Below are 20,273 nucleotides of genomic sequence, written 5' to 3' on the forward strand. Positions count from 1 at the left end.
ATAAGTGCCCGTAGCTCAGCTGGATAGAGCATCCGCCTTCTAAGCGGATGGTCGCAGGTTCGAGTCCTGCCGGGTGCGCCACTTAAGGCAGCTTTGGCACAAGTAAGTTACAACGCAATATGGTGGGCGTAGCTCAGTTGGTAGAGCACAGGATTGTGACTCCTGTTGTCGTGGGTTCGATCCCCATCGTCCACCCCATATTCGAAAAGGCGCCAGATTCATAATCTGGCGCCTTTGCTTTAAGCGCTTCAAAACGCGGACGTGGTGGAATTGGTAGACACACTGGATTTAGGTTCCAGCGCCGCGAGGCGTAAGAGTTCGAGTCTCTTCGTCCGCACCAGCTACAAATCTTGAGAAGCGCCACGGGCCTTCCCAAGGCTAGAAAAGCCGCCATTGTGCGGCTTTTTTTGTTTCAAGGTGTTGGTTTGATGTCGATCCCCGCCGGTATTCCGGTCGCTGGCAGGGATCGGCGCAGTGTTTCCAGGGACTGGAGCGATATTCGGTCATGCGTCGCTTCCTTTATATAGAGGGCGCGCAAAGGCCATTGCAGACCGCTCGCGATGGTGCAGCTGCACATCCTTTCGTTCCTGGCAGCATTGCCCTGTATTTACCCGCTTTGAGTAGGGTGACTTCTTGAGTTTGACCCACTAGAATGCTTGCCCTTGATTCTAGGGTCGGATAACGGCCGGCTAACGTCTGTGCAACGAGGAATATCCATGCAAGTTTCTGTTGAAAACACTACTGCTCTCGAGCGCCGCATGAGCATCACCGTGCCGGCTGAGCGTATCGAAAGCCAGGTCAACAAGCGTCTGCAGCAGACTGCCCAGAAGGCCAAGATCCCAGGCTTCCGCCCAGGCAAGGTGCCAATGAGCGTGATCCGTCAGCGTTACGAAGCTGACGCGCGTCAGGAAGCGGTAGGCGATGTCATCCAGTCTTCCTTCTACGAAGCCGTCGTCGAGCAGAAGCTGAACCCGGCTGGTGCACCGTCGGTCGAGCCAAAAGTGCTGGAGAAGGGCAAGGACCTCGAGTACGTTGCGACGTTCGAAGTGTTCCCTGAGTTCTCCGTTGCCGGTTTCGAGTCCATCTCCGTCGAGCGTCTGTCCGCTGACGTCGCTGACGCCGATCTGGACAACATGCTGGAAATCCTGCGCAAGCAGAACGTCCGTTTCGAAGCGGCCGACCGCGCCGCTGCGAACGAAGATCAACTGAACATCGATTTCGTCGGCAAGATCGACGGCGAAGCCTTCGCTGGCGGTTCGGCGACCGGCACCCAGCTGGTACTGGGTTCGGGCCGCATGATCCCGGGCTTCGAAGATGGCCTGGTTGGCGCCAAAGCCGGTGAAGAGCGCGTTCTGACCCTGACCTTCCCAGAGGACTACCAGAACCTGGAGCTGGCTGGCAAAGCCGCCGAGTTCACCGTGACCGTCAACAGCGTATCGGCTCCGACCCTGCCTGAACTGAACGAAGCGTTCTTCAACCAGTTCGGCATCAAGGAAGCGACCCTGGAAGGTTTCCGCACCGAAGTTCGCAAGAACATGGAGCGCGAACTACGTCAGGCGATCAAATCCAAGGTCAAGAACCAGGTAATGGACGGCCTGCTGGCTGCCAACCCGATTGAAGTGCCTAAAGCGCTGCTGGAAAACGAAGTCAACCGTCTGCGCGTTCAGGCCGTTCAGCAGTTCGGCGGCAACATCAAGCCGGACCAACTGCCAGCCGAGCTGTTCGAAGAGCAGGCCAAGCGCCGCGTCGAGCTGGGCCTGATCGTTGCCGAAGTGGTCAAGCAGTTCGACCTCAAGCCTGACGAAGCCCGCGTTCGCGAGCTGATCCAGGAAATGGCATCCGCTTATCAGGAGCCAGAGCAGGTTGTGGCCTGGTACTACAAGAACGAACAGCAAATGAACGAAGTTCGTTCGGTTGTGCTGGAAGAACAAGTTGTGGATACTGTTTTGCAGAAAGCGAGCGTGACCGACAAAGCGGTCTCGTACGAAGAAGCAGTCAAGCCGGTAGAAGCTCCAAAAGCCGACTGATTTCCTCTCTCGTTCGAAAACACCATAAGCCAGCCTTCGTGCTGGCTTATGCGTATTCAAGACATGACTATTTGGGAGTGAATGCGAGACATGTCCCGCAATTCTTATATTCAGCAGAACTCTGACATCCAGGCCGCTGGCGGCCTGGTCCCGATGGTTATCGAGCAGTCCGCCCGTGGCGAACGCGCCTATGACATCTACTCCCGCCTGCTCAAGGAACGCGTGATCTTCCTGGTCGGCCCGGTTGAAGACTACATGGCCAACCTGATCTCGGCGCAGTTGCTGTTCCTGGAAGCGGAAAACCCGGACAAGGATATCCATCTCTACATCAACTCCCCAGGCGGTTCGGTGACGGCCGGCATGGCGATCTACGACACCATGCAGTTCATCAAGCCTGACGTGTCCACCACCGTGATGGGCCAGGCCTGCAGCATGGGCGCGTTCCTGCTGGCGGGCGGCGCCAAGGGCAAGCGTTTCGCGCTGCCGAACTCGCGCGTGATGATTCACCAGCCGCTGGGCGGTTTCCAGGGTCAGGCGTCGGACATCGACATCCACGCCAAGGAGATCCTGTACATTCGCCAGCGCCTGAACGAACTGCTGGCTCATCACACCGGTCAATCGCTTGAAGCCATCGAGCGTGACACCAACCGCGACAACTTCATGAGCGCCGAACGCGCTGCTGAATACGGTCTGGTGGACTCGGTGCTCGACAAGCGTCAAATGATCAAGTGATTGCCTGAACGGGCGGTCATCCACAGGTGACATGCACGCGCGTGCCACCTGTGGACTTGAAAAAGCCCGCAATTGCCTTCATCTTGTGTTGCAAGCCTACCGGATTGGATCGATCGAATGACTGACACCCGCAACGGCGAGGACAACGGCAAACTGCTTTATTGCTCCTTCTGCGGCAAAAGCCAGCATGAAGTACGCAAATTGATTGCCGGCCCCTCGGTATTTATCTGTGACGAGTGCGTCGACCTGTGCAATGACATCATCCGCGAGGAGGTGCAGGAAGCACAGGCAGAAAGCAGCGCGCATAAACTGCCATCGCCGAAAGAAATCAGCGGCATCCTTGACCAGTATGTCATCGGTCAGGAGCGTGCCAAGAAGGTTCTCGCAGTAGCGGTGTACAACCACTACAAGCGCCTGAACCAGCGCGACAAGAAAAATGACGACGTTGAACTGGGCAAGAGCAACATCCTGCTGATCGGGCCTACCGGCTCGGGCAAGACCCTGCTCGCGGAAACGCTGGCACGTTTGCTCAACGTACCGTTCACCATCGCCGACGCCACCACCCTGACTGAAGCCGGTTATGTGGGTGAGGACGTGGAAAACATCATCCAGAAGCTGTTACAGAAATGCGATTACGATGTCGAGAAGGCCCAGATGGGTATCGTCTACATCGACGAAATCGACAAGATTTCGCGCAAATCCGACAACCCTTCCATTACCCGCGACGTATCGGGCGAGGGCGTGCAACAGGCCCTGCTGAAGCTGATCGAGGGTACCGTGGCTTCCGTTCCGCCGCAGGGCGGTCGCAAGCACCCACAGCAGGAATTCCTGCAAGTGGACACGCGCAACATCCTGTTCATCTGCGGCGGTGCGTTCTCGGGCCTGGAAAAGGTCATCCAGAATCGCTCCACCAAGGGCGGCATCGGCTTCAACGCTGAAGTGCGCAGCAAGGAAGAAGGCAAGAAGGTGGGCGAGTCCCTGCGTGAGGTCGAGCCTGACGATCTGGTCAAGTTCGGTCTGATTCCGGAATTCGTGGGCCGTCTGCCAGTACTGGCAACGCTCGACGAGCTGGACGAAGCTGCGCTGATGCAGATTCTGACCGAGCCGAAGAACGCGCTGACCAAGCAGTACGCCAAGCTGTTCGAGATGGAAGGCGTGGACCTGGAGTTCCGCACCGACGCACTGAAGTCGGTTGCACGTCGCGCGCTGGAGCGCAAGACCGGTGCTCGTGGCCTGCGTTCGATCCTCGAAGGCGTTCTGCTCGACACCATGTACGAAATCCCGTCGCAGACCGACGTGAGCAAGGTGGTGATCGACGAAAGCGTGATCGAGGGCAGCTCCAAGCCGCTGCTGATCTACGAAAACAGCGAGCCACCAGCCAAGGCGGCTCCCGACGCGTAACCCTCTGGGCTACGCACCGGGCGACTGGAAGAACAAAAGGGGCCCTCGGGCCCCTTTTCGCGTTTGGGCATCACTTTCTCATTAACTCAAACCCAAGCTTGTATTTTTGCAGCGGTGCCCCCATCTTGGTTTTCAGCTTATTTTTATCTGTCCATGGCCTTAAGGCCGCCGTAGAGGCGAAATCATGAAGACGACCATTGAATTGCCTCTTTTGCCATTGCGCGATGTCGTGGTGTATCCGCACATGGTGATCCCACTGTTCGTGGGGCGCGAGAAGTCCATCGAGGCCCTTGAGGCCGCGATGACCGGCGACAAGCAGATCCTGCTTCTGGCGCAGAAAAACCCAGCAGACGATGATCCTGGTGAAGACGCTCTTTATAGCGTGGGTACGGTTGCAACCGTATTGCAGCTGCTGAAATTGCCTGATGGCACCGTCAAGGTACTGGTCGAAGGCGAGCAGCGGGGTTCGGTCGAGCGCTTCATGGAAGTGGATGGCCACTGCCGTGCCGAAGTCGCACTGATCGAAGAAGCCGATGCCGCTGACCGCGAATCCGAAGTGTTCGTGCGCAGCCTGCTGGCGCAGTTCGAACAATACGTACAGCTGGGCAAGAAGGTCCCGGCTGAAGTCCTGTCCTCGCTCAACAGCATCGATGAGCCGGGCCGCCTGGTCGACACCATGGCGGCGCACATGGCGCTGAAAATCGAGCAGAAGCAAGAAATCCTCGAAATCATCGACCTGGCCGCCCGCGTCGAGCACGTGCTGGCGCTGCTGGATGCCGAGATCGACCTGCTGCAGGTCGAGAAGCGCATCCGCGGCCGCGTGAAAAAACAGATGGAGCGCAGCCAGCGCGAGTACTACCTGAATGAGCAGATGAAGGCCATTCAGAAGGAGCTCGGCGACAGCGACGAAGGCCACAACGAAATCGAAGAGCTGAAAAAGCGCATCGATGCTGCCGGCCTGCCGAAAGATGCCATGGCCAAGGCCACTGCCGAGCTGAACAAGCTCAAGCAGATGTCGCCGATGTCGGCTGAAGCCACCGTCGTGCGTTCCTACATCGACTGGCTGGTGCAGGTGCCGTGGAAGGCCCAGAGCAAGGTGCGTCTGGACCTGGCTCGCGCCGAAGACATCCTCGACGCCGACCACTACGGCCTGGAAGAAGTCAAAGAGCGGATCCTCGAATACCTCGCCGTGCAGAAGCGCGTGAAGAAAATTCGTGGCCCGGTACTGTGTCTGGTCGGTCCTCCTGGCGTGGGTAAAACTTCGCTGGCCGAGTCCATCGCCCACGCCACCAACCGCAAGTTCGTGCGCATGGCCCTGGGCGGCGTGCGTGACGAGGCTGAAATCCGTGGTCACCGTCGCACCTACATCGGTTCGATGCCGGGTCGCCTGATCCAGAAAATGACCAAGGTGGGCGTGCGCAACCCGCTGTTCCTGCTCGATGAAATCGACAAGATGGGCAGCGACATGCGTGGCGACCCGGCTTCGGCACTGCTTGAGGTGCTCGACCCTGAGCAGAACCACAATTTCAACGACCATTACCTGGAAGTCGACTACGACCTCTCGGACGTGATGTTCCTCTGCACGTCCAACTCGATGAACATTCCACCGGCCCTGCTGGACCGTATGGAAGTGATCCGTCTGCCGGGCTACACCGAGGACGAGAAGATCAACATCGCCACCAAGTACCTCTCGCCCAAGCAGATCGCTGCCAACGGCCTGAAAAAAGGTGAAATCGAGTTCGAAGAAGAGGCCATACGCGACATTATCCGGTACTACACCCGTGAAGCGGGCGTGCGCGGCCTGGAGCGCCAGATCGCCAAGGTCTGCCGCAAGGCGGTCAAGGAACACGCCGGCGAGAAGCGTTTCACCGTGGTGGTCACCGCCGCGAGCCTGGAAAACTTCCTCGGTGTGCGCAAATTCCGCTACGGTTTGGCCGAGCAACAGGACCAGATCGGTCAGGTGACAGGCCTTGCGTGGACGCAGGTGGGCGGCGAACTGCTGACCATCGAAGCGGCCGTGGTGCCGGGCAAGGGTCAACTGATCAAGACCGGTTCGCTGGGTGACGTGATGGTCGAATCCATCACCGCCGCACAGACCGTGGTACGCAGCCGGGCCAAGAGCCTGGGCATCCCGCTGGACTTCCACGAGAAGCGCGACACGCACATCCACATGCCGGAAGGGGCGACGCCAAAAGACGGCCCTAGCGCAGGTGTAGGCATGTGCACGGCCCTGGTTTCGGCGCTGACCCAGATCCCGGTGCGCGCCGATGTGGCGATGACCGGCGAAATTACCCTGCGTGGGCAAGTGCTGGCGATCGGCGGTCTGAAGGAAAAACTGCTGGCCGCTCACCGCGGTGGAATTAAAACGGTGATCATTCCAGAAGAAAACGTGCGTGACCTGAAAGAAATTCCTGACAATATCAAGCAGGATCTGCAGATCAAACCGGTTAAATGGATTGACGAAGTCCTGCAAATTGCGCTGCAATACGCGCCGGAGCCCTTGCCGGATGTGGCTCCGGAGATGGTTGCAAAGGATGAAAAACGCGAGTCTGAGTCAAAGGAAAGAATTAGCACGCATTAGTCTGGGGGGCCTTCCTTGACAGCTTTTTAGAGCCCTTGTTATAAAGCGGCTCTTTGAAGCGTCTGCAGGCCATACAGCGTTCGTTTGGCTACACCAAAAAACTTAGAAAATATACTCAATATAGATATAAGGGGACTTAGAGTGAACAAGTCGGAACTGATTGATGCTATCGCCGCATCCGCTGACATCCCGAAAGCTGCTGCTGGCCGTGCGCTGGACGCAGTAATCGAATCCGTCACTGGCGCTCTGAAGGCTGGCGACTCTGTTGTACTGGTTGGCTTCGGCACTTTCTCCGTAACTGATCGTCCTGCCCGTACCGGCCGCAACCCGCAGACCGGCAAGACTCTGGAAATCCCGGCTGCCAAGAAGCCAGGCTTCAAAGCCGGTAAAGCTCTGAAAGAAGCGGTCAACTAAGTTTCTTTTTTACCTTTGCCGACCCAGGACAGCGTTACCTCTGTCCTGGTCGCAAAGCGGCAAGTGCGGTTGGTCAAGCGCTGGCCTGTCACCTCAGGGGACGCACATTCGAACCCTGTCCGCTTTGCACGTTACGAGAAGGCGCATCCTCGGATGCGCCTTTCTTCTATCCGGATTCTACCCACGCTCGGCGGTTGGTGAGTCACAGGCAACCGTTCTGGGGGACACATGCTGCAAAACATCAGGGACAATTCACAAGGCTGGATTGCCAAGACCATTATCGGAGTCATTGTTGTTCTGATGGCCTTGACCGGTTTCGACGCCATTTTCAGGGCCACCAGTCATTCTCAGGATGCCGCGACGGTCAACGGCGACGCAATCAGTCAGAACGATCTGGGTCAGGCGGTCGAGATGCAACGCCGTCAGCTCATGCAACAGTTGGGCAAGGATTTCGATCCTGCGATGCTCAACGAAAAAATGCTGCGCGACTCGGCCCTCAAAGGCCTGATCGATCGCAAGCTGCTGCTGCAAGGCGCGGCCGATGCCAAGTTCGGCTTCTCCGAGGCTGCGCTGGATCAGCAGATGCTGATGACGCCTGAATTCCAGGTCGACGGCAAGTTCAACGCCGATCGTTTCGACCAGGTCATTCGCCAGCTTGGTTACAGCCGCATGCAATTTCGCGAGATCCTCGGTCAGGAAATGCTGATCGGCCAGATCCGCGCCGGCATTGCAGGCAGCGCATTCATCACCGACGCTCAGGTCGACGCGTTCGCCCGTCTGGAAAAACAGACCCGCGATTTCGCCACTCTGACCCTGCCGGCCGATCCTGCCAACATCAAGGTCAGCGACGATGAGGTCAAGGCTCACTACGATCAGCACGCCAAGGAATTCCTGAGCCCTGAACAAGTGGTGCTGGACTACATCGAACTGAAGAAATCCTCGTTCTTCGACAAGGTTTCGGTGAAGGACGCTGATCTGCAGGCGGCGTATCAGAAAGAGATCGCAAATCTGGCCGAGCAGCGTCGCGCTGCGCACATCCTGATCGAAGTCAACGACAAGACCAGCGATGCCCAGGCCAAGGCTAAGGTCGAAGAGATCCAGCAGCGCCTGGCCAAGGGTGAAGACTTCGCCGCACTGGCCAAGGAGTTCTCCCAGGACCCGGGCTCGTCCGCTAAGGGCGGTGATCTGGGTTACGCCGGCAAGGGCGTTTACGACCCGGCCTTCGAAGACGCGCTGTACGCGCTGAACAAGGATCAGGTCTCGCAGCCGGTGCGCAGCCAGTTCGGCTGGCACCTGATCAAGCTGCTGGGCGTCGAGGCGCCGGTGGTGCCGACCTTCGCCAGTCTGAAAGACAAGCTGACCCACGATCTGAAATCGGCGCAGGTCGAGCAGAGCTACGTCGACGCCAGCAAGAAATTGCAGGATGCCGCGTACGAAGCGTCCGATCTGGTCCAGCCAGCTCAGGACCTGGGCCTGAAGGTGCAGACTACCCCGGCATTCGGTCGTGAGGGCGGCGAAGGCATCGCGGCCAACCGTGCCGTGATCCAGGCCGCGTTCAGCCAGGAAGTGATGGAAGAGGGCTCCAACAGCGCAGCGCTGGAACTCGATCCGGAAACCACCGTGGTGGTGCACGTCAAGGAGCACCGTCAGCCTGAGCAGTTGCCGCTGGAAGCAGTGTCCGATGCGATTCGCGCGCAGTTGGTCAAGAACCACGCCAGCGAGGCCATCAAGGCCAAGGGCGAGGCGCTGCTGGCCGGCCTGCGTGACGGCAAGACGCCGTACACGGCCAAACAGGAAGGTCAGAGCTGGAAGGTGGTGGAAGCGGCGTCGCGCGGTCAGGAGGGGGTCGATCCTCAGGTGCTGCAGGCGCTGTTCCGCATGCCCAAGCCTGAGGCCAAGGACAAGCCGGTCTACGGCAGCCTGACGGCCGCGGATGGCAGCTTCGTGATTGTGCGCCTCAATGGCGTGAATCAGGCAGCGCCGGCGACTGATGCGGAGAAGACGCAGTACCGGCGTTTCCTGGCTTCCCGTGAGGGGCGTCAGGACTTCGAGTCGTACCAGTCGCAGTTGCAGTCGGCGGCGAAGATCGAGAAGTATTGATCAGCGCTCAAGGCTGACAAACATAAAGCCCCGGTTCGTTTGGATCGGGGCTTTTTTGTTTTTTGGCGGTGGGGTTTTGAGCTGTGTATAGCTGCGGTTTTGGTGTTGCCGCTGATGGGTTCTGGCTAACGCCAGACCTGTTTCGACTTCGTCGAGTTACTTGGAAAAGACACCCAAGTAACCAAGGTGTCCTGCTCCTGGCTTGGCCCTCCTTCGTCGGGTTCCCGTAACGAAGGCGATGTTCCGTGGGTCGGCGCGAAAGGGCCATTCATGGCCCAACGCGCCTCTCGCCGCATCCATGCGGCTCGACCCACTCCACATCACCTGCGTTCCGGCCTTGCGCCCAAGTCGCGTTTTGCGTCGCCTGAGACGTTGCGCATGAAGATCAAGAGTAGAGCAAAGCAAAAGCATCTGATCGTTCCCACACACTCTTGATCTGGCTTTTGATTTTGATCTTTATGCGCGATAGCCCAGACACCACAAGACGCGACTTGGGTGCAGGCTGAATGGAGGTCTCGTGGAGTGGGCCAAGCGGCATGGATGCCGCGCGAGGCGCGGGGCCATGGATGGCCCATTCGCGCCGGGCCCACGGAGCGGGACCGGAATGAAGGAAGTCCGACGAAGGAGGACCCAAGCCAGGAGCAGGACCCCTTGGTTACTTGGGGGTGGTGCGGCATTCCGACTTTTCCAAGTAACTCGACGAAGTCGAAACAGGTCTGACGTTAGGAAGAGCGCTCTTGATCTGGCGAAGTCGAAACAGGTCTGGCGTTAGCCAGAACAACAGAAAGCAGCCTCACCACCAAATCCGGACCTGAAAAACGCCAAAAAAAACGGCAGGCCAGCCAGCTCATCGCCGTCTGACCCACCGTCTTCGCCAGCAAGCCGGCTCCTACAGATTTCGCGCCGATTCACAAAGCAGCATCGCTTCAGGAATCACCTAAAAATCTCAGTCCTGCAGATCACCCATCGCAGTCGTATTGAAACCACCGTCAACGTACATGATCTCACCGCTCACACCCGAGGCCAGGTCCGAGCACAGGAAGGCGCCGGCGTTGCCGACTTCTTCGATGGTCACGTTGCGACGCAGCGGGGTCTGGGCTTCGTTGGCGTCCAGCATCTTGCGGAAGTTCTTGATACCGGAAGCGGCCAGGGTACGGATCGGGCCAGCCGATACCGCGTTGACGCGGGTGCCATCCGGGCCCAGGCTGCGGGCCAGGTAACGAACGCCGGCTTCAAGGCTGGCCTTGGCCATGCCCATCACGTTGTAGTTCGGCATGGTGCGCTCGGCGCCCAGGTACGACAGGGTCAGCAGGCTGCCATTGCGGCCTTGCATCATCTCGCGACCGGCCTTGGCCAGTGCCACGAAGCTGTAGGCGCTGATGTCGTGCGCGATGCGGAAACCGTCGCGGGTGGTGGCTTGGGTGAAGTCACCGTCCAGCTGGTCGCCCGGGGCGAAACCTACGGAGTGAACGATGCAGTCCAGGCCATCCCACTTCTTGCTCAGTTCTTCGAAGACCTTGGCGATTTCTTCATCGCTGGCAACGTCGCAAGGGAAGCACAGGTCGGCGCTCGAACCCCAGCCAGCGGCGAATTCTTCCACGCGGCCTTTGAGTTTTTCGTTCTGGTAGGTGAAGGCAAGCTCAGCACCCTCGCGATGCATGGCGGCAGCGATGCCGGATGCGATGGACAGTTTGCTGGCGACACCGACGATCAGGACGCGCTTACCGGCGAGAAAACCCATGGTTTGTTCCTCTTCAGGTTAATCGACAGTTGCCGGTGCCAGGAAAGCGGCCTCCAGCAACTGCTGTGTATAAGGATGTTGCGGTGCGGCGAAGATATCCTCGGCCACACCCTGTTCGACCACCTGGCCCTGCTTGACCACCATCAACTGGTGGCTCAGCGCTTTGACTACCGCCAGGTCATGGCTGATAAACAAATAGGTCAGGTTGTACTTGCTTTGCAGGGAGCGCAAAAGCTCCACCACCTGGCGCTGAACGGTCCGGTCGAGCGCCGAAGTGGGCTCGTCCAGTAAAATCAGCGCAGGTTTTAACACTAATGCCCGTGCGATGGCGATCCTTTGCCGCTGTCCGCCGGAAAACTCATGGGGGTAGCGGTGCCGGGTTGCCGGGTCCAGACCTACCTCCTTGAGTGCTTCGACCACCGCCGTTTCCTGTTCGGCGGGTGTACCAATCTTGTGTATCCGCAGGCCTTCGCCAACGATGTCACACACCGACATGCGCGGGCTCAGGCTGCCGAACGGGTCCTGAAACACCACCTGCATTTGCCGGCGCAGGGGCCTGACCTGATCCTGCTTCAGGCACGCCAGCGAATTGCCCTGAAAGCGTATCTGGCCTTCGCTGCGAATCAAGCGCAGGATCGCCAGCCCCAATGTCGATTTGCCCGAGCCGCTTTCGCCGACGATCCCCAGCGTCTGGCCCCGGGGCAGACTGAAGTGGATGCCGTCCACGGCCTTGACGTGATCGACGGTGCGCTTGAACACGCCTTTCTTGATCGGAAACCAGACCTTGAGGTCCTCGACTTCCAGCATCGGCGCGCCCGGCGCGTTGTCCGCCGGACCGCCTTTGGGTTCGGCGCTGATCAATTCGCAGGTGTACGGATGTTGCGGCGCGCGGAACAGTTCTTCGCACGATGCCTGTTCGACGATGCAACCGCGCTGCATGACACATACTCGGTTGGCTATTTGTCGAACCACGTTCAAATCGTGGCTGATCAGCAGCAGCGCCATGCCCAGGCGGGCCTGCAATTCCTTGAGCAGCTTGAGAATTTTCAGCTGCACCGTGACGTCCAGCGCAGTGGTCGGCTCGTCGGCGATCAAGAGTTCCGGCTCGTTGGCCAGGGCCATGGCGATCATCACCCGCTGGCGCTGGCCGCCTGAGAGCTCGTGTGGCAGCGCCTTGAGGCGTTTGCGCGGCTCAGGGATACCCACCAGCTCCAGCAGCTCCAGGGTGCGCCGTGTGGCGGCCTTGCCGGTCAGGCCCTTGTGCAGGCCGAGCACTTCGTTGATCTGCTTTTCCACCGATTGCAGCGGGTTGAGCGAGGTCATCGGCTCCTGGAAGATCATCGCGATGCGGTTGCCGCGAATGGCGCGCATGCGTTTTTCGCTGGTGTGCAGCAGGTCTTCGCCCGCGTATTTGATGGTGCCGGTCGGGTGCCGGGCCAGCGGATAGGGCAAAAGTCGCAGGATCGAATGGGCGGTGACCGACTTGCCCGATCCGCTTTCGCCGACCAGCGCCAGGGTTTCGCCCTTGCGAATGTCGAAGCTGATGCCTTCGACCACGCGCTGGACTTTCTCGCCGGTGACGAACTCGACCGACAGGTTGCGGATTTCGATCAGATTGTCCTGATTCATCTCATTTCCTCGGGTCGAACGCGTCACGGGCCGATTCGCCAATGAACACCAGCAGGCTCAGCATCAGGGCCAGCACGGCAAAAGCGCTGATGCCCAGCCATGGCGCCTGCAGGTTGGACTTGCCCTGTGCAACCAGCTCGCCCAGCGACGGCGAGCCTGCGGGCAGGCCGAAGCCCAGGAAGTCCAGCGCGGTCAGGGTGCCGATGGCGCCGGTGAGGATGAACGGCATGAAGGTCATGGTCGAAACCATGGCGTTGGGCAGGATGTGGCGGAACATGATCCCGCCGTTCTGCATGCCCAGGGCGCGGGCGGCGCGCACGTATTCCAGGTTGCGCCCGCGCAGGAACTCGGCGCGCACCACGTCCACCAGGCTCATCCAGGAGAACAGCAGCATGATGCCCAGCAGCCACCAGAAGTTGGGCTGCACGAAGCTGGCGAGGATGATCAGCAGGTACAGCACCGGCAGGCCCGACCAGATTTCCAGGAAGCGCTGGCCCACCAGGTCGACCCAGCCGCCATAGAAGCCCTGCAGTGCACCGGCAATCACACCAATGATCGAGCTGAGTACGGTCAGCGTCAGGGCGAACAGCACCGAGACCCTGAAGCCATAGATCACCCGGGCCAGCACGTCGCGGCCCTGGTCATCGGTGCCCAGCAGGTTTTCCCGCGAGGGCGGGGCGGGGGCCGGCACTTTCAGGTCGTAGTTGATGCTCTGGTAGCTGAACGGGATCGGCGCCCACAGCGTCCAGCCATCCTTCGCTGCGATCAGTTCCTTGATGTACGGGCTCTTGTAGTTGGCCTCCAGCGGGAATTCGCCGCCGAAGGTGGTTTCCGGGTAGCGCTCGAACACCGGGAAGTACCACTGGCCGTCGTATTTGACGATCAGTGGTTTGTCGTTGGCGATCAGCTCGGCGCCAAGGCTCAGGCAGAACAAAATCAGGAACAGCCACAACGACCACCAGCCGCGCTTGTTGGCCTTGAAGCGTTCGAAACGGCGTCGATTGAGAGGGGACAACGTCATATCAATGATCCCTGCGGTCGAAGTCGATACGTGGGTCGACCAGCGTGTAGGTCAGATCGCCGATCAGTTTCACCACCAGCCCCAGCAGGGTGAAGATGAACAGGGTGCCGAACACCACCGGGTAGTCGCGATTGATCGCCGCCTCGAAGCTCATCAGGCCGAGGCCGTCGAGGGAGAAGATCACTTCGACCAACAGGGAGCCTGTGAAGAAAATGCCAATGAATGCCGACGGGAAACCGGCGATCACCAACAGCATCGCGTTACGGAATACATGGCCGTAGAGCACCCGGCGCTGGGTCAGGCCCTTGGCTTTTGCGGTAATGACGTACTGTTTACCGATCTCGTCGAGAAAGCTGTTCTTGGTCAGCAGGGTCATGGTGGCGAAGTTGCCGATCACCAGCGCGGTGATCGGCAACACCAGGTGCCAGAAGTAGTCGCCGATCTTGCCCGCCCAGCTCAACTCGTCGAAGTTGCTGGAGGTCAGCCCGCGCAGCGGAAACCAGTCGAAATAGCTGCCGCCGGCGAAGACCACGATCAGCAGGATGGCGAAGAGGAACGCCGGGATCGCATAGCCGACGATGATCGCCGAGCTGGTCCAGACGTCGAAATGGCTGCCGTGGCGCGTGGCCTTGGCGATCCCCAACGGGATCGAGACCAGGTACATGATCAGGGTGCTCCACAGCCCCAGCGAGATCGACACCGGCATCTTTTCGGCGATCAGGTCGATGACCTTGGCGTCACGGAAGAAACTGTCGCCGAAGTCCAGCTTCGAGTAGTTCTTGACCATGATCCACAGGCGTTCCGGGGCCGACTTGTCGAACCCGTACATGTGCTCGATTTCCTTGATCAGCGCCGGGTCCAGCCCCTGCGCGCCGCGGTAGTTGGAGCCCGCCACGGAGACCTCGGCACCGCCGCCGGCGATGCGGCTGGTGGCGCCTTCGAAGCCTTCGAGCTTGGCGATCATCTGTTCCACCGGGCCGCCGGGCGCGGCCTGGATGATCACGAAGTTGATCAGCAGGATGCCGAACAAGGTCGGCACGATCAGCAGCAAGCGCCGCAGAATGTACGCCAGCATGCTATTGCTCCGTGTCCTTGGAAGGGGCGTCAGGCGCGGCCGCGTCATCGGCAGGCTGCACCGAAATGGCCGGCGTGGTGTCGGGCTTGACCCACCAGGTCATGGTGCCGATGTCGTACAGCGGCGATTTCTTTGGATGCCCCAGATGGTCCCAGTAGGCCAGGCGCCAGGTCTTGATGTGCCAGTTGGGGATCACGTAGTAGCCCCACAGCAGGGCGCGATCCAGCGCGCGGGTGTGGTCGATCAGGCTCTGACGCGAGTCGGCGTTGATCAGGCCGCTGACCAGCGTGTCGACTGCCGGATCCTTCAGGCCGATCAGGTTGTAGCTGCCGGGCTTGTCGGCGGCCGAGGAATCCCAGTATTCGCGCTGTTCGTTGCCCGGTGAGCTGGACTGCGGGAAGCTGCCGACGATCATGTCGTAATCACGCGAGCGGCGGCGGGTGATGTACTGCGACACGTCGACCCGGCGAATCTCCAGATTGATGCCGATGTCCGCCAGATTGCGCTTGAACGGCAGCAATACGCGCTCGAACTCGGTCTGCGCCAGCAGGAACTCGATGCTCACCGGTTTGCCTTCGGTGTCGACCATCTTGTCGCCGACGATCTTCCAGCCCGCCTCCTTGAGCAGGGCAAAGGCCTTGCGCTGCTGATCGCGAATGATGCCGCTGCCATCGGTGACCGGCAGCTTGAATTCATCGGTGAACACCTGCGGTGGCAATTGCGCGCGCAGCGGGTCGAGGATTTTCAGCTCTGCTTCAGAAGGCAGGCCGCGGGAGGCCATTTCCGAGTTGTCGAAATAGCTCTTGGTGCGGGTGTAGCTGCTGAAGAACAGCTGCTTGTTGGTCCATTCGAAGTCCAGCAGCAGGCTGATCGCCTGGCGCACGCGGGCGTCCTGGAACATAGGCCTGCGCAGGTTGAAGATGAAGCCCTGCATGCCCTGCGGGTTGCCGTTGGCGATTTCTTCCTTGATCAGGCGGCCCTGTCTCACCGCCGGCACGTCGTAGGCAGTGGCCCAGTTCTTCGCGGTCATTTCCTGCCAGTAATCGAACGCGCCGGCCTTGAGCGCTTCCAGGGCAACGGTGTTGTCGCGGTAGTAGTCGGTAGAGAGCCGGTCGAAGTTGTAAAAGCCCTTGTTCACCGGCAAGTCTTTGCCCCAGTAATCCTTGACCCGCTCGTAACGCACCGAGCGCCCGGCTTTGACTTCGACCACCTTGTACGGCCCGCTGCCCAGCGGGATTTCCAGGTTGCCCTTGTTGAAATCGCGGGTGGCCCACCAATGTTTGGGCAGCACCGGCAACTGGCCGATGATCAGCGGCAACTCGCGGTTATTGGTGTGCTTGAACTTGAACAGCACGGTCAGCGGATCTTCGGCGACGACTTGATCGACGTCGGCGTAATAGCTGCGGTAGAGCGGCGAGCCGTCCTTGATCAGAGTGTCGAAACTGAACACCACGTCTTCGGCGCGCACCGGGTGGCCGTCGTTGAATTTCGCCTCGGGACGCAGGTAGAAACGCACCCAGCTGTTGTCCGGGGCCTTTTCGATCTTGCCGGCGATCAGGCCGTATTCGGTGAACGGTTCGTCCAGGCCCTGACGCATCAGCGTGTCGTAGATCAGGCCGATGTCGTCGGCAGGCACGCCCTTGCTGATGAACGGGTTGAGGCTGTCGAAGCCGCCGAAGCCTGCGCTGCGCAGGATGCCGCCCTTGGGCGCGTCGGGGTTGACGTAGTCGAAGTGCTTGAAGTCGGCCGGGTACTTGGGGGCTTCGCCGTAAAGGGTGATGGCATGTTGCGGAGCGGCCTGAGCGGAGCAGGCCAGCCCTAGCAGGAACAGGCCGCTGGCCCGCGTCAGTGAGCGCAGTGCGGTCATTGGGTTTTCTCCGAAGACTTGAGCCACCACGCGCGCAGGCCCAGGGTGTAGGGCGGGGTGGTGACCATGGCGAAACGATTGCGGTACGCCAGACGATGATTGTTCAGGTACCAGTTGGGAATCATGTAGTGCTGCCAGAGCAGAACCCGGTCCAGCGCCCGGGTGGCCGCGACCTGATCGTCCCGGGTCTTGGCGGCCAGCAGCTGGTTGAGCAGGTTGTCCACCACCGGGTTGGCGATGCCTGCGTAGTTTTTGCTGCCACGCACGTTGGCCTGGCTGGAATGGAAGTATTGCCACTGCTCAAGGCCAGGGCTGAGTGTCTGGTTCAGGGTCATCAGAATCATGTCGAAGTCGAACTGGTCCAGCCGCTGCTTGTATTGGGCGCGGTCCACCGTGCGCAGGCGCGCGTCGATGCCGATGCGGGTCAGGTCTTCGATGTACGGTTGCAGGATCCGTTCAAGGTTGGGGTTGACCAGAAGTATTTCGAATCGCAACGGCTGCCCGGCACTGTTGGCCAGCCCTCGGTCGGTGTACTTCCAGCCCGCTTCGGCGAGCAGCCCCAAGGCTTTGCGAATCGTCTCGCGAGGCACGCCGCCGCCGTCGGTTTTCGACACGCTGAACGGCTGAGTGAACAGTCTGGCCGGCAGTTGCTCGCGATAGGGCGAGAGCATCAGGAATTCGCGGCCCGATGGCAGGTCCGTTGCGGTGAATTCGCTGTTGGGGTAGTAACTGGTCGAGCGGGCGTAGGCGTCGTTGAACAGCGTGCGGTTGGTCCACTCGAAGTTGAACATCAGCCCCAGCGCCTCGCGCACCTTGATGTCGGCGAAGGTCGCGCGGCGGGTGTTCATGAACAGGCCCTGGGTCTGCGTCGGGATCCGGTGCGGGATCTGCGCCTTGATCACGCTGCCGTTGGCCACGGCGGGGAAGTTGTAGCCGGTGGACCAGTTCTTGGCCTGGTGCTCGATATAGATGTCGAACTCGCCGGCCTTGAAGGCTTCGAACGCCACATCGGCGTCGCGGTAGAACTCCACTTCCACGCGGTTGAAGTTGTACTTGCCGCGGTTGACCGGCAGGTCCTTGCCCCAGTAATCCTTGACCCGCTCGAACACCAGGCTGCGCCCAGGGCGCACCTGGGTAATCCGATACGGCCCGCTGCCCACTGGCGGTTCGAACGTAGTGGCCTTGAAGTCGCGATTTTTCCAGTAGTGCTGCGGCAATACCGGCAGCTCACCCAGGCGCAGGATCAGTAATGGATTGCCGGAGCGCTTGAATACGAAGCGAATCCGCTGGCGATTGAGGATGTCGACCCGCTGCACTTCCTGAAGCGCGGTGCGGTATTGCGGATGGCCATCGCGTAGCAACGTGCGGTAGGAAAACGCGACATCGTAGGCGGTGATCGGCTTGCCGTCGTGGAAGCGCGCTTCGGGGCGCAGGTTGAACACCACCCAGCTGCGGTCTTCGCTGTATTCCACCGACTTGGCGATCAGGCCGTAACTGGAAGTCGGCTCATCGCCGGACGGGTCGTATTGCCCGGTGCCGACCATCAGCGGCTCGTTCAGCTCGCTGACGCCGTACTGGCCGAAGTTGGGCGTGGAAATCGGGCTGCTGCCCTTGAAGGTGTAGGGGTTGAGCGTGTCGAAGGTGCCGAATGCCATGATCCGCAAGGTGCCAGCCTTCGGCGCCTCGGGGTTGACCCAGTCGAAATGGGTGAAGCTGGCCGGATACTTGAGGACACCGAACTGGGCGTAACCATGGCTTTCGCTGATGGTCGCGGCGGCTGTCGTGCTCAAGACCAGGCTGGAAAACAGCAGCAGAAGGCGTATCAAGTCGGCTTCGATCCAGGCAGCGGTCGGTCACAGTAACAGCTTGTATGGGATGGAAAAAGGGTGGGGTAGAGCGGCCGGGCCGATGGTGAACCCTGTAGGAGCGAATTCATTCGCGAAAGATCGTTCAGCTGATAGAGATGTGTCGGTTGAACGATCGATTCGCGAATAAATTCGCTCCTACGGGTCAATCAGTGTCTGAAAGATCAATGCGGCAGATAAACCGTCAGTGTCTGCCCTGGCTTGAGCGCCTGGCCGCTGCGCGGGTTCCAGCGCTTGAGGTGTTGCATCTCGACGTTGAAACGTTTGGCCACCAGATACAGCGAATCGCCTTTCTGGATCTTGTATTGCGTGGCCTTGCCCTCGGGATCCTTCGCCTTGCTGTTGTTCTTGGCGACTGCGCGGGCGCTGGTCTTGGCTGCGGGCTTGCTGGTGTCCTGCATGACCAGGGTCTGGCCGACCTTGAGGTTGTAGCCGGACATCTTGTTCCAGTGCTGCAGGTCCTTGACTTCAACCTTGTTGATGCGGGCGATCTGCCCCAGGTTGTCGCCTTTCTTCACTTTATAGGTGCGGGTGCGAGCCGGAGTTTCTTCAACTTCAGCCACTTCCTCGAACACCGGCATCGCGGTTTTCATGCCCGGTTGCACGGGAATGGTCAATGCCTGGCCGCGCTTGAGGCGGTTGCCCGAGAGCTTGTTCAAGTCCTTGAGCGTGGTGGTGGAGACCTTGTAACGGCTGGCGATGCTCGCCAGGCTGTCGCCGGGGCGCACGCGGTACTGCTGCCAGTCCACCAGCTCCTCGGGTTTCATGTTCGACAGGCTGGTGGTCAGCAGTTGCGACTTGGAGGTCGGCACCAGCAGGTGCTGCGGGCCGTCGATGGTCAGGCGTTTCTTGAAGGCAGGGTTGAGCTGGATCAGCTCGTCCTCGTCGATGTTGGCCATCTCGGCTACCTTCGACAGGTCCATGCGCTTGTTGAGCTCGACGACTTCAAAGTAAGGCTTGTTCTCGATCGGGCTCAGGTTGACGCCATAGGCTTCCGGCGACATGACCACCTGCGACAGCGCCAGCAGCTTGGGCACGTAGTCGCGGGTTTCCTGCGGCAGCGGCAGGTTCCAGTAGTCGGTCGGCAGGTTGAGCTTTTCGTTGCGCTCGATGGCGCGGCTGACCGTGCCTTCACCGGCGTTGTAGGCGGCCAGTGCCAGCAGCCAGTCGCCGTTGAACATGTCGTGCAGCTTGGTCAGGTAGTCCAGGGCAGCGGTGGTGGAGGCGGTGATGTCACGGCGGCCATCGTAGAAGCTGGTCTGGCGCAGGTTGAAGTAGCGCCCTGTGGACGGGATGAACTGCCAGATACCCGCCGCATCGCTGCGCGACAGGGCCATCGGGTTGTAGGCGCTCTCGATCACCGGCAGCAGGGCCAGCTCCAGCGGCATGTTGCGTTCTTCGAGGCGCTCGACGATGTAGTGCATATAAAGGCTGCCACGCTCGCCGGCCGTTTCGAGGAACGACGGGTTGTTGGCGAACCACAGGCGCTGCTGGTCGATACGCGGGTTCAGATCGTTGCCGTCCTGCAACTGGAAGCCCTGGCGCATGCGTTCCCATACGTCATGGGGCGGCGCCAGAGGGGTCGGTTTGCGGGCGACGAATACTTGCTTGGGCTTGACCGAAGCGGGGGGATGAGCGGTGCTCGCAGCGCTGCTTGGCACCAGGCTGCCGGTGCTTTGGCAGCCTGCCAGAGTTGCGCTCGCAACGACCGCGATTGCCTGTGCCAACCGAGTCAATGCGTCGGAATTAAAGGGCTTTCGTGTAGATGACGACATTGGCTGGGAGGTGGTTCCAGTCGAAAATGTCGGGCGATTCTAGAA

At 60.0% G+C, this 20,273-nt stretch carries 13 protein-coding genes and 3 tRNA genes; 9 read left to right on the forward strand and 7 right to left on the reverse strand.

Annotation, left to right across the window (positions count from 1 at the left end; genetic code table 11):
* Positions 1–4: 4 nt before the first annotated feature.
* The 9 genes from AC1MEK_RS17680 to AC1MEK_RS17720 all read left to right on the forward strand — a co-directional run bounded on the left by AC1MEK_RS17680 (position 5) and on the right by AC1MEK_RS17720 (position 9,255).
* A tRNA-Arg gene (locus AC1MEK_RS17680) sits at positions 5–81 on the forward strand.
* A gap of 41 nt (positions 82–122) precedes the next feature.
* A tRNA-His gene (locus AC1MEK_RS17685) sits at positions 123–198 on the forward strand.
* Between the two features lie 57 nt (positions 199–255).
* Positions 256–340 (forward strand) — tRNA-Leu (locus AC1MEK_RS17690).
* 376 nt (positions 341–716) lie between these two features.
* The gene (gene tig / locus AC1MEK_RS17695; protein WP_480397573.1) at positions 717–2,027 is read left to right on the forward strand and encodes a trigger factor; all 1,311 of its coding nucleotides are present in this window, start codon (positions 717–719) and stop codon (positions 2,025–2,027) included.
* Positions 2,028–2,117: 90 nt separating this feature from the next.
* Positions 2,118–2,759: an ATP-dependent Clp endopeptidase proteolytic subunit ClpP gene (gene clpP, locus AC1MEK_RS17700; protein WP_274135006.1), complete on the forward strand. Its 642-nt coding sequence runs from the start codon at positions 2,118–2,120 to the stop codon at positions 2,757–2,759.
* Positions 2,760–2,876: 117 nt separating this feature from the next.
* Positions 2,877–4,160, forward strand: coding sequence for an ATP-dependent Clp protease ATP-binding subunit ClpX (clpX, locus tag AC1MEK_RS17705; protein ID WP_480397574.1), 1,284 nt, complete (start codon positions 2,877–2,879; stop codon positions 4,158–4,160).
* 184 nt (positions 4,161–4,344) lie between these two features.
* Complete coding sequence (lon, locus tag AC1MEK_RS17710) at positions 4,345–6,741, forward strand: endopeptidase La (protein WP_480397575.1); 2,397 nt, start codon at positions 4,345–4,347, stop codon at positions 6,739–6,741.
* Positions 6,742–6,882: 141 nt separating this feature from the next.
* Positions 6,883–7,155 carry an HU family DNA-binding protein gene (locus AC1MEK_RS17715; RefSeq protein ID WP_003183171.1) on the forward strand — a complete coding sequence of 91 codons (273 nt, stop codon included), beginning with the start codon at positions 6,883–6,885 and terminating at the stop codon, positions 7,153–7,155.
* 228 nt (positions 7,156–7,383) lie between these two features.
* The gene (locus AC1MEK_RS17720; protein ID WP_480397576.1) at positions 7,384–9,255 is read left to right on the forward strand and encodes a SurA N-terminal domain-containing protein; all 1,872 of its coding nucleotides are present in this window, start codon (positions 7,384–7,386) and stop codon (positions 9,253–9,255) included.
* A gap of 946 nt (positions 9,256–10,201) precedes the next feature.
* Here the strand turns inward: AC1MEK_RS17720 and fabI are convergent.
* From fabI to AC1MEK_RS17755, 7 genes are all read right to left on the reverse strand, one after another.
* Positions 10,202–10,996, reverse strand: a complete 795-nt coding sequence (gene fabI / locus AC1MEK_RS17725; protein WP_480397577.1) for an enoyl-ACP reductase FabI — start codon at positions 10,994–10,996, stop codon at positions 10,202–10,204.
* An 18-nt stretch (positions 10,997–11,014) separates the two neighbouring features.
* Entirely contained in the window at positions 11,015–12,625 is a 1,611-nt protein-coding gene (locus tag AC1MEK_RS17730; protein WP_480397578.1) for an ABC transporter ATP-binding protein, read from the reverse strand.
* A 1-nt stretch (position 12,626) separates the two neighbouring features.
* Positions 12,627–13,646: an ABC transporter permease gene (locus AC1MEK_RS17735; protein WP_480397579.1), complete on the reverse strand. Its 1,020-nt coding sequence runs from the start codon at positions 13,644–13,646 to the stop codon at positions 12,627–12,629.
* A gap of 1 nt (position 13,647) precedes the next feature.
* Entirely contained in the window at positions 13,648–14,721 is a 1,074-nt protein-coding gene (locus AC1MEK_RS17740; protein WP_480397580.1) for a microcin C ABC transporter permease YejB, read from the reverse strand.
* Position 14,722: 1 nt separating this feature from the next.
* Positions 14,723–16,588, reverse strand: a complete 1,866-nt coding sequence (locus tag AC1MEK_RS17745) for an extracellular solute-binding protein (protein WP_480397581.1) — start codon at positions 16,586–16,588, stop codon at positions 14,723–14,725.
* Positions 16,585–18,414, reverse strand: a complete 1,830-nt coding sequence (locus AC1MEK_RS17750) for an extracellular solute-binding protein (protein WP_480397582.1) — start codon at positions 18,412–18,414, stop codon at positions 16,585–16,587. The genes AC1MEK_RS17745 and AC1MEK_RS17750 overlap by 4 nt, the downstream gene beginning before the upstream one ends.
* Before the next feature lie 203 nt (positions 18,415–18,617).
* Entirely contained in the window at positions 18,618–20,228 is a 1,611-nt protein-coding gene (locus tag AC1MEK_RS17755; RefSeq protein ID WP_480397583.1) for a LysM peptidoglycan-binding domain-containing protein, read from the reverse strand.
* Between the last annotated feature and the right edge of the window lie 45 nt (positions 20,229–20,273).

It is taken from the genome of Pseudomonas sp. 2 (assembly GCF_056627435.1).